The 10,873-nt window shown below is 64.7% G+C and carries 10 protein-coding genes; 9 read left to right on the top strand and 1 reads right to left on the bottom strand.

The features are described 5' to 3' along the window. The 5 genes from AX702_RS23975 to AX702_RS23955 all read left to right on the top strand — a co-directional run. Window positions 1-816 (top strand): glycosyltransferase (locus tag AX702_RS23975; RefSeq protein ID WP_066775358.1); only part of this gene is annotated, 816 nt, incomplete at its 5' end. Window positions 817-1,059: 243 nt separating this feature from the next. Beyond that, entirely contained in the window at window positions 1,060-1,488 is a 429-nt protein-coding gene (locus tag AX702_RS23970) for a hypothetical protein (protein WP_066775355.1), read from the top strand. A gap of 162 nt (window positions 1,489-1,650) precedes the next feature. Next, entirely contained in the window at window positions 1,651-2,256 is a 606-nt protein-coding gene (locus tag AX702_RS23965) for an SRPBCC family protein (protein WP_066775352.1), read from the top strand. Then, window positions 2,256-3,452 (top strand): zinc-dependent alcohol dehydrogenase, encoded by a 1,197-nt coding sequence (locus tag AX702_RS23960; protein WP_066775350.1) that lies wholly within the window; start codon window positions 2,256-2,258, stop codon window positions 3,450-3,452. Before AX702_RS23965 ends, AX702_RS23960 begins: the two co-directional genes overlap by 1 nt. Before the next feature lie 12 nt (window positions 3,453-3,464). Continuing rightward, complete coding sequence (locus AX702_RS23955) at window positions 3,465-4,253, top strand: SDR family NAD(P)-dependent oxidoreductase (protein ID WP_066775345.1); 789 nt, start codon at window positions 3,465-3,467, stop codon at window positions 4,251-4,253. A 62-nt stretch (window positions 4,254-4,315) separates the two neighbouring features. Here the strand turns inward: AX702_RS23955 and AX702_RS23950 are convergent, their stop codons facing one another. Continuing rightward, a complete protein-coding gene (locus AX702_RS23950; RefSeq protein WP_197420456.1) occupies window positions 4,316-4,969 on the bottom strand; it encodes a CerR family C-terminal domain-containing protein in 654 nt (217 codons plus the stop codon). 107 nt (window positions 4,970-5,076) lie between these two features. Here AX702_RS23950 and AX702_RS23945 point away from each other — a divergent pair, with 107 nt between their 5' ends. The 4 genes from AX702_RS23945 to AX702_RS23930 form a co-directional block, all read left to right on the top strand. Further along, the gene (locus AX702_RS23945; protein ID WP_066775339.1) at window positions 5,077-5,997 is read left to right on the top strand and encodes an oxygenase MpaB family protein; all 921 of its coding nucleotides are present in this window, start codon (window positions 5,077-5,079) and stop codon (window positions 5,995-5,997) included. Window positions 5,998-6,089: 92 nt separating this feature from the next. Further along, window positions 6,090-8,642, top strand: a complete 2,553-nt coding sequence (locus AX702_RS23940; protein WP_231731682.1) for a TonB-dependent receptor — start codon at window positions 6,090-6,092, stop codon at window positions 8,640-8,642. A gap of 24 nt (window positions 8,643-8,666) precedes the next feature. After that, window positions 8,667-10,199, top strand: a complete 1,533-nt coding sequence (locus AX702_RS23935; RefSeq protein ID WP_066775336.1) for a fatty acid--CoA ligase — start codon at window positions 8,667-8,669, stop codon at window positions 10,197-10,199. Next, the coding region (locus AX702_RS23930) for an acyl-CoA dehydrogenase family protein (RefSeq protein ID WP_269450364.1) at window positions 10,196-10,873 on the top strand (678 nt) is incomplete at its 3' end. The genes AX702_RS23935 and AX702_RS23930, both read left to right, overlap by 4 nt.

The raw sequence follows: 10,873 nt of genomic DNA, 5'->3' as shown, positions 1-10,873 counted from the left end.
ATCTGCGAAAACGGCGGGCCGGACGCGCGCCAGCGGCTCCGTGAAACGCTGCCGTCGACACTCGCGGGCGGGCAGGCCGTCACGCTGCTTCGGCAGGAAGAGAACCTCGGATATGCTGGCGGGGTCAACGCCTGCATGGCCACGCGGCCCGATGCGGACGGCTGGTGGATCCTGAACCCTGACACTCGGCCAGCCCCGGGCGCGCTTCAGGCGCTGGTGGACCGTCTGGCTCGCGGGGAGTGCGATGCGGTCGGCGGCGTCCTCTACCAACCTGATGGGCGCGTACAGGCCTATGGTGGCCACTGGAACCCCTGGCTCGCGCGCGCCAGTTCCATCGGGCTGGGAAAGCCGCTCACGACCCGGATCGAGCCGCGCCGGGTAGAGGCCCGGATGAACTATCTGCTGGGCGCGTGCATGTTGATCGGCCGCCGGTTTCTTGAGGCGACCGGCCCGATGCGCGACGATTACTTTCTCTACGCCGAGGAGGTTGAATGGTGTCTCCGCGCACGATCTCGGGGCTTGCGCCTCGGCTTCGCGCCTGATGCGCGGATTTGCCACGGGCAGGGCGGTACGACCGGCTCGGCCGCCGACATTCACCAGCGGCCGCTGCTGCCGATCTATCTTGATGAACGCAACAAGCTCCACGTGGTGCGCGATACGACTCCCGCTCGCCTGGCAGTCGCGATCCCCTTTGCCCTGTCGCTGACATGGGCGCGGTTCGGCCGGCGTCGTGCAATGCGGCAATGGAAGGATGCGATGGCTGGCTGGTGGGCAGGGGTCTGCAACGAGCGCGGTATGCCCCGCTGGCTGTCGTGACCTTCGGCCGCACGGATCGGGGCCGCTCCGGACGATCCATCATTCCCCACCGGCGATCATTCATACCAGCCGGTATGAAATCTGTTGACGGTTCTTCATCTGCTCTCTATACCGCCTGGTACACAAACCGGGTGTCCGCTGAAGACCTTCCGCGCCGCTCGTAACTTGAAAACCAGCTTTCCCTGGGCGGGCCGCGATGCGTGCGGATCGGTCAGTGATCGCGTGCGGCCAGAGGGGATCGACATGGCATATTTGAATTTCGACACGCTGGACGCCGGCCTGGCCCCGCCCGCCGTGACGATTGCCCCCGCCGAAGAGCCGGTCCTTACCGCGAAGGACAGGGCCAATGCGGCGGCTGCGCGGCTCAGCGCCCTCGAATGGTCGGTTGTCGCGCTGGCGCGGCGTGACACTCTTTCGTCGCTGCGGGTGCCGGGGCGTCTGTCCAGCGCCATGGCCTCGCTGTTCCGGCAGAACAATCCGCGGCTCGCCGATGACCGGCTGGAGGCGCTCCGCCGCATGGCCGTCCTCGCGTGGCACCACAGCTTCCAGGTTCCCGTCAGCGAGCTGCGCGCCTTTTTCGCGGCCGGCTTCACGGTCGGTCAGTATGAAACCATGATGGCGAGTATCTCGGCTTCGACGAGCCGCGATCGCGCTCGCCGCCGCCGGCTTTGATCAGGCGCCTGGCAGGTCGTGCGCCCGGCCTCGGATGCCAGCCCGATCGTCAGGGCATCAGCACGGGCAAAGATTTTCCCTATAATAACGCAACTTGCGTACACGTGATCGGAACGCGCAGCTGACACGCGACGTTGTCAGGCCATTCATCAGGAGGATGAGATGGCCGAGACGATCGACCCTGTGCGCGCAGATGATGCGCCGCTCTCCACGTCAAAACACGGGTCTGCCGCAGTTGATGCCGCGACCCAGACTTATGGTTCGCCCGAACAGGGCGATGCGGATCAGCTGGTCGGCCGAACGGTCACGATCAATCGCCCGCGCGCCGAGCTCTACGCCTTCTGGCGAGACTTCACCAACCTGCCGAGCTTCATGGACAATGTGGAGCGTATCGAGATTCTCGACGATCGCCGGTCTCACTGGACGGTGAAGGCGCCCGGCGGCGGCCATGTCGAGTGGATCGCGCGGATCACCGATGAGCGCGAGGGCGAATATATCGCCTGGGCCTCCGAAGAGGGGGCGGACGTGCCGAACAGCGGCCGGATCGAGTTTCGCGACGCGCAGGCCGATCGCGGCACCATCGTCACCGCCACCATCCTTTATGATCCGCCTGCCGGCATCATCGGCAAGGTGATCGCCAAGATGTTCCAGCGGGAGCCGGCCATTCAGGCCCGTCGCGACCTGCGTCGCTTCAAGCAGCTCATGGAAACCGGCGAAGTCGCCACCGGCGCGCGCAATCGCCGCCTTCTGGAAGAGGGGAAGAACTGATGCGAGCGCTTACCTGGCACGGCAAGCATGACGTCCGCGTCGATACGGTGGACGATCCGGAGATCCTCAATCCCCGCGACGCCATTATCAAGATCACATCCACCGCGATCTGCGGCTCCGACCTTCACCTCTACGATGGCTATATTCCCACCATGCAGTCGGGCGACATCCTCGGCCATGAATTCATGGGCGAAGTGGTCGAGGTGGGCGCCAAGTCCACGCTGAAGAAGGGTGAGCGGGTCGTCGTGCCGTTCACGATCTCCTGCGGCTCCTGCTATCATTGCGGGAAGCAGCAATATTCCGCGTGCGACAATGGCTTGCCGGCGGACAATCAGGATATTGCCCAGACGCTTTACGGCCAGCCCATGTCCGGGCTGTTCGGGTACAGCCACATGACGGGCGGCTATTCGGGCGGTCAGGCGGAATATGTCCGCGTGCCCTTCAGCGATGTCGGCCCGATCGTCATCCCGGATGGGGTGGAGGACGAAAAGGTGCTGTTCCTGTCCGACATTCTGCCCACCGGCTGGATGGCGGCGGAGAATGCGGAGATCGAGCCCGGCGATACCGTCGCGGTGTGGGGCTGCGGGCCGGTCGGGCTCTTTGCCGTTCAATCGGCCTTCCTGATGGGCGCCGAGCGTGTCATCGCGATCGACCATTTCCCCCGCCGACTGGAACTGGCGCGCAGGTTCGGCGCGGAGACCATCAACTTCGAGGAAAGCGCCACCTATGAGGCGCTGATGGAGATGACCGGCGGCATCGGCCCTGACGCGTGCATCGATGCGGTCGGGCTGGAGGCGCACGGCCTGTTCGTCGACAATGTCATCGATCAGATCAAGGCGTCCACGTTCCTGGGAACCGATCGGCCCCACTCGATCCGTCAGGCGATCCTCGCCTGCCGCAAGGGCGGCCGTGTGTCGATGCCAGCGGTCTACGGCGGGTTCGTCGACAAATTCCCGCTCGGCGCCTTCATGGAGAAGGGGCTGACGATGAAGACCGGTCAGACCCATGTGCAGCATTACCTGCCGGGCCTGCTGAACGCGATCATGGAAGACAAGATCGATACGACCTTCCTGATCAGCCACACCCTGCCGCTTGAAAATGCACCGGACGGCTATCGCATCTTTCATGACAAGCAGAACGAAGTGACCAAGGTCGTGTTGAAGCCCGGCCTCGAGCGCGTCGAACTCGATATTTGAGGAGAGACGGACATGGCTGGCAAACTCGGCATCGTAACGGGTGCATCCACCGGTATCGGCTTCGAACTTGCGACGATCGCGGCGCGGGAGGGCTATGATCTGATCGTCGTCGCCGATGAGCCGCTGATCGAGGCGGCGGCGCGGGATTTCGAACAATTCGGGACCGAGGTTCAGGCGGTCGAGGCGGACCTTTCCACCATCGACGGCGTGGACCGGGTGCTCGCCGCCGCCGGCGATCGCCGCATCGAACTGCTCTGCGCCAATGCGGCGATCAGCAAGGGCGGTCCGTTCCTGGACGAGAGCGTCGCCGACTGGCGGCATTCAATCGACACGAACGTCACCGGCACCGTCTATCTGCTGCAGAAGGTGCTGCGCGACATGGTGGCGCGCAACTCGGGCAAGGTGCTCGTAACGGGGTCGATCGTCGGCTATATCCCCGGCAGCTTCAACGCCATCTACAATGCCACCAAGGCGTTCATCGACAACTTCACCGAAGCGCTGCGCAACGAGCTGAAGGACGTGGACGGGGTCACGCTGACAACGCTCATGCCGGGTGCGACCGAGACGGAATTCTTCGCCCGCGCCGACATGCTCGACACCTCGGTCGGCCAGAGCAAGAAGGCCGATCCGGAAAAGGTCGCAAAGGACGGCTGGGATGCGCTGATCGCCGGCAAGGGACACATCGTGTCCGGCCTTGGCAACAAGCTTCAGGTGCTGGCGTCGGGGATCGTGCCGCAATCGACGCTTGCCGAACTGCACCGTGGCATGGCGGAGCCGGGATCGGGCGATAGCAAGGAATGACGTAGGCGATGGCGTCCGCTCCCATTGGCAGGGGCGGGCGCGTCATTCCCACGGTCAGCCGCTTATAGCGCGTCGATGCGCTCGCCCAGTCGGTCCAGCATGGCGCTGACCAGCGGCTCGTCGATCGAAGCCCAGCCGCCAAAATCAAGCGCGACCCGGCGCGAGGTGCTGAACGCGCTGAAGCTCGACAGGAGCAGCAGCGCTTCCAGCTTGTCCTCTTCTTCGATTGTTTCACGCGCCCGCGCCGCCGCGACGAGCGCCGCGATCAGGGCCAGGCCCGGCTTCCAAAGGTCGCGGTAAAGCAGGTCGTGCGCCAGGCCGGTGCCGTTCATTTCTCTGATCATGAACGTCAGCCAGGCATCGTCGCCCGCTGAATCGAGCAGCATGGCCGCAAGCGTTGCCATCACTCGCTTCAGGGCGGCGCGGGCGACGTCGGGCTCCTTCGGCAGCCGTACGTCGCTTGCATCGGCACCAGGCCGCATCCGCTCGCGATATCGTTCCACGACAGTCTCGGCGCAGGCGCGGTACAGCCCCTCCTTGCCCCCGAAATGATAAGCGATGCCGGGCAGCGCCACACCCGTCCGCGCGGCGATGTCGCGCGTGCTCGTCGCCTCGAAGCCGTTGCTCCCGAACAGTGCAAGCGCGCTCTCGATCAGCCGCTGCCGCGTCTCCGCGCTGCTGCGATACGGCCCGCGCGGGCTGCTCTTCCGGGGCATCGGACCATTGCTCACGCGCGCGGGCATAGAAGAGGCGGGGCTTGCGGAACAGCCCGTGTACGCATAAACCAACTTCTATCGTATGATCGTATTTGAAGGTGGGTCCAATGGCGTCCGAGTTTAAGGGCTACCAGGTTGATTATCGCCGCCCGGTGGGGGAGCCCGCGCTGGTTGCGCCCACATCGCCGCAATGGCGCGTGTTCAAGAACCCGGTGGCCATCGCCATCGGCGGGGTTGCCGCCGTGCTGCTGGAATTTGCCGATGCGCGGATCCGGTCGGGGGTGTGGGATCATTCCACCTACAAGGTGGATCCGATCGGCCGGTCGAAGCGCACCGGCATCGCCGCAATGGCCGGCGTGTTCGGGCCGGCCAGTGCCGCCCGGCGCATCATCGGCGGGGTCAATCGCATGCACCGCAAGGTTGTTGGCGAAACGCCCAAGGGCGAGGCGTATCAGGCGCTCGATCCCGAACTGCTCGACTGGGTCAGTGCAACGGCCACCTATGGCTTTCTGGAGGCGTACCATCGCTTCGTCGCGCCGGTGAGCGAGGAGGACCGTCGCGCCTATTATCGCGACGGGGAGCCGATCGCGCGCCTCTATGGCGTGGAAAATCCGCTCCGCAGTGACGAGGATTTCTTTGCCATGTTGAACAGGCTGCTGCCCCGGTTCGAGGCGCATCCGATCAACCTGGAATTCCTTGACATCATTCAGTCCGGCAAGGCGGCGCCGGCCGTTCCCAGGATGCTTCATCGGGCGCTCGCGCGCGCGGCCATTTCGCTGTTGCCTCCTGAGGTGCGGCAACGGCTGGAGCTTGGCGCGGAATATGATCTGACGCGGACCGATACCCTGCTGCTGCGAACGGCGGGCAAGCTGGCGGACATGGTGCGCAGCCGCCAGTCACCCGCCTGGCAGGCCGCGCAACGCCTTGGCTTGCCCGGAGAGTTCGCCTGGCTCTCGCCGGCGCAGCAGCAACGAATGCTTGGAAGTCGCTCGACGGCCCGCGCGGAGGCGACGGCAACCCTGACATAGATGTCAGGGAGCGCGCCTGACGCGCGCTGCTACAGACATTGCATAATGACACCCGAAATGGGTGCTGCCTGATAATTTTGGGAGGGGATTTCATGGCCAAGATGGGTCGTACGCGTATTGCGCTTCAAGTCGGCGCCAGCATGTTCGCGGTGATTGCGGCAGGCGCCGCTCAGGCACAGGACACCGCCGCGGTTCAGTCGGATACGACCGTCACACAGCCTGCCCCTGCCAATGCCGCGCCAGCCGGGACGGCCGCCGCACCCGCGCAGGAAACGGCGCGCGATGACGTCGGTATTGGCGAGATCGTCGTCACGGCGCAGCGTCGCGCGGAATCGATCAACCGCGTCGGCATCTCCGTCCAGGCGCTCGAGTCCGAAACGCTGCAGGAGCTGCGCGTTCAGAACGTTCGCGATCTTGCCGCCGTGGTGCCCAGCTTCACGGTGGCGCAAAGCTATCAGGGCGTGCCCACCTACACGCTGCGCGGCATCGGGTTCAATTCGATCAACCTATCCGCGCAATCGACCGTTGGCACCTATGTCGATGAGGTCGCCTACGCTTATCCGATCATGAACACCGGCCCGCTGATCGACATCGAGCGGGTGGAGGTGCTGAAGGGGCCGCAAGGCACGCTGTACGGCCGCAACACCACCGCTGGCCTCATCAACTTCGTTACCGGCAAGCCGAGCGAGGACGCGTCCGGCGCCATGTCGGTGGACGTCGGCAATTACGAGACGTTCAACGTCGGCGGCTATGTCACGGGTCCGATCGCGGAGGGCGTTCAGGCGCGCATCGGCTATCGCGTCGATCTCAGCAATGACGGCTGGCAGGTCAGCAACAGCCGCCCCGACGAGCGCCTCGGCCGGGTGAAGCGCTACGGCGTGCGCGGGTCGCTCGCGCTGCAGCCCGGGCCGTTCGAGATCGATCTCTCCGCCACTTATTGGGTCAACAAGTCGGATACGGTCGCCGGCCAGGCGATCGGCTTCACTCCCGCGACGACGCCCGGCGGCGGCGGCGCGGCCAGCAACTTCAACGCGCCGGGCGCTGCGGCCTATATTGCCGCGAACTTCCCGACCAACGGCAAGCAGGCGGACTGGGCGCCTTATGCACGCCGTTCGGCGGACATCGGCCGCGGCGCTGGCCTCAAGGATCCGCTGCAGGAGAACAATTACTTCCTCGGCCTGAAGGGGCGGGTGCAGCTCGATGTCGCGGACAATGTCCGCGTCGTGTCGCTGACCAGCTATAATGAGTTCGATCGCGAGGCGACGTTCGACTGGTCCGGCATCCCGAACGAAGTGCTGATCCAGGAGGCTGACGGGCGCATCAAGAGCTTCGGTCAGGAGCTGCGCGTCGAAGGCGACGGCCCGGGCTACAATTGGCTGGTCGGTGGCTATTATGCCAAGGACACGATCGAGGATACCAACCGGACGCTGCTGGGCGAAAACGCCAACTCGGCCCTGATCCGCTTCGCCACGGCGCAGCTCGTCAACACGCCCATCAACACCTTCGGCTACACGCTGGCGGACGCCGCGACCACCTTCCGCACCTATCGCGATGAGGGTTCGTTCGACACCCGTACGTGGAGCATCTTCGCCAATGGCGATTATGCCTTTTCCGATCTCATCAAGCTGACGCTCGGCGCGCGCTACACGCAGGATCTGCAGAAGTTCACCGGTTGCTCGCGCGATTTCAACGGCAGCATGTTGACCAACATCAACCTGTTCAACCGTGGTCTTTACCAGCGGCTGTTCAACCCCACCGGGGGCCTCGCTGCACCGATCGGGCTGAACGAGTGCAACACCTTCAATCCCGCGACCAACAGCTTCGGCGTGGTCAATTCGCGGCTCGACGAGGATAATTTCGCTTGGCGCGGCTCGCTCGACATCACGCCCAATTCCACCACGCTGATCTACGCCTCGATCTCGCGCGGTTACAAATCGGGCACCTCGCCAATCAACGCGGCCAGCAACGCGCGCCAGAACCTGCCCGCGCGGCAGGAACAGCTGACCGCCTATGAAATCGGCGCCAAGCTGGGATTCCTTGATCGCAAGGTTCAGCTGAACCTCGCCGGCTTCTATTACGATTACAAGGACAAGCAGATCAGCGCCTATTTCGCTGATCCGATCTACACCGCGCTTGCCCGGCTGGATAATATTCCCAAGTCCGAAGCTTACGGCATCGAGGGCGAACTGACCGTCCGGCCGGCGCGCCCGCTGACGCTGATGGCGAACGCTCTTTGGCTGAAGACCCGGATCAACGGCTATGTCGGCACCAATGCGGCCGGTCAGCCGCAGGATTTCGACGGCGCGCGGTTCATCTACAGCCCGGAATGGACCTTGTCCGGCACGGCGCTATTCGATCAGCCGTTGAACGATGATGTCAGCTTCACCGCCAACACCAACGTGCGCTGGCAGTCGCGTCAGACCACGATCTTCGAATATAACCCGCTCTATGACATCAAGGCCTATACGGTCGTGAACGCCGGCTTCGGCGTGAAGGCGGCCGACGAAAGCTGGGCCCTGAATGTCTGGGCGCGCAACCTGTTTGACGAATATTACTGGAACGCCGTCGCCAGCAATGCGAACATTGTGGTTCGTTTCCCGGGGCAGGTGCGCACCTATGGCGCCACCGCGACATTCCGGTTCTGACGAGCGATAGGAGCGGATAACAGCATGACTGACTTGCCGACGACCTTCGGCGAAGCGCTGGCCCGGCATGCGGCGGAACGGCCGCAGCAGGTGGCGCTACGCTTCGAGGATCGGGTTACCGATTATGCGACGTTCGATCGTCACGTGACTCAGATCGCCAATGGCCTGCTGGCCATGGGGCTGAAGAAGGGCGATCGGGTCGCATATCTCGGCAAGAACAGCGATTGGGCGGTCGAGCTGGCGCTCGGCACCGCGCGCGCAGGCATGGTGCTGGTGCCGGTGATCTGGCGGCTCGCCCCGGCGGAGGTGGACGGGATCCTGAGGGACTCCGCCGCCGCCGTGCTGTTCGTCGAGCCGGGGTTCAGGCGCCCGTTCGCGGCCGAGCAGGTCGTCGTCTTGGACGAAGGCTTTGCCCGCTGGCGTGATGTGCAGAGCGATGCCGCTCCGCCCGTTTCGGTGACGGAGGAGGATATCGTCCTCCAGCTCTATACGTCCGGTACCACCGGCGCGCCCAAGGGCGTGATGCTCAGCCATGCCAACGGCATCCGCCAGCGCAGGAACCAGATCGAGGCGAAGATCGAGTGGCTCCTCGCCGAACCGGGTGACACGACCATCATCGCCATGCCCTATGGCCATATCGGCGGCGTGGGCGTGGCGCTTGGTGCGGTGAACAGCGGGCAGGAACTGATCATCCACGCCGAATATGATGCCGGCGACGTGATGGATGCGATCGCTGAACATCGCGTGCGCCGCCTGTTCCTGGTGCCGGCCGCGATCGGCCTGATGTTGCAGCATCCCAAGGCTGCCACGGCTGATTTCTCGTCCATCGAAACCCTGTCCTATGGCGCCAGCCCGATCCCGCTTCCGCTGCTGCAGCAGGCGGTGGAGCGGATGGGCTGCGGTTTCGTCCAGGTCTATGGCATGACGGAAACCTGGGGATCGATCGTGGCGTTGCCGCCGGAAGATCACCTGCCGGGCCGCGAGCACAAGATGACGGCCGCGGGCAAGGCGCTGCCCGGCGTCGAGCTCAAGATCATCGACGAGGACGGCAATGATCTGCCCCCAGGCGAGATTGGCGAGGTGGCGATCCGCAGCCCCAACAACACGGGCGGCTATTGGAACAAGCCGGAGGAAACGGCCAAGGCGCTGATTGGCGATGGCTGGCTGCGCACCGGCGATGCCGGCATTCTGGACGAGGAGGGCTATCTCTTCATCCAGGACCGGATCAAGGACATGATCATCACCGGCGCCGAGAACGTCTATCCGGCCGAGGTGGAAAGCGCGATTTACGGGCACCCGGCGGTGGCTGACGTCGCCGTGATCGGCGTTCCTGATCCGAAATGGGGTGAGGCGGTCAAGGCCATGGTGGTGCTGAAGCCCGGCGCCATTTGTGATGAAGCTTCGATCATCACGCATGCGCGGGAGCGGATCGCCGGCTTCAAATGTCCGAAGAGCGTGGAGTTCATCGAGGCGCTGCCACGCAATCCATCGGGCAAGATCTTGCGGCGCACCTTGCGCGAGCCCTTCTGGGCAGGACACGAACGGAGAGTGAATTGACCGCCTTTGCACGAACCGACGAACAGCGGATGCTGGCCGAGACGCTGGACGCGTCGCTCGGGGCTGGCGACGCTGATTGGGAAGCAGCGGTCACGGCTACCGGGCTCGACTCGCTTGGCGTGCCGGCGGAAGAAGAGGGATTGGGCACCGACCTACGCGACGCGGCGGTGGTCGCGGCGGCGTTCGGCCGTGCCAACGTCGTCTTGCCCTGGGCGGAGCATTGGGTGGCAACCCGGCTTGGCGCTCGCGGCGCTGGTGCGCCGCGTGCGGACAGCCCGGCGGCGGTGCTTGCCCTGGCGAACAGCGAGGACAAGCGCCGCTGGGCGGAGGACGCGCTGACGGTGCTGCATTGCGCGGAAATCGTGGGCCTCGGCCGGTCGATGCTGCGCGACGCCGCCTTGTTCTCCAAGGAGCGCAAGCAGTTCGGCGTGGCGATCGCCTCGTTCCAGGCCCTGCGCCATCGCATGGCCGACATGGCAATGATCTTGGAACAGGCGGATGCGATCACTGCCATCGCGATCACCGCTTTCGACAGCGACGATCAGGCCCGGGCACGTGCTGTTTCGGCGGCCCGCGTGGTGTGTGACGATGCTGCGCGCCTGGTGGGGGAGGGCGCGGTGCAGATCCACGGTGCGATGGGGCTCACCGCCGAATTGCGCCTCGGCGGGTACTTC

Origin of the sequence: Sphingomonas sp. CCH5-D11, assembly GCF_001557395.1 — a bacterium.
GTDB lineage: Bacteria > Pseudomonadota > Alphaproteobacteria > Sphingomonadales > Sphingomonadaceae > Sphingomonas.
Note: the sequence above shows the minus strand (reverse complement) of the source record. Positions and strands in the feature narration are given on the sequence as shown.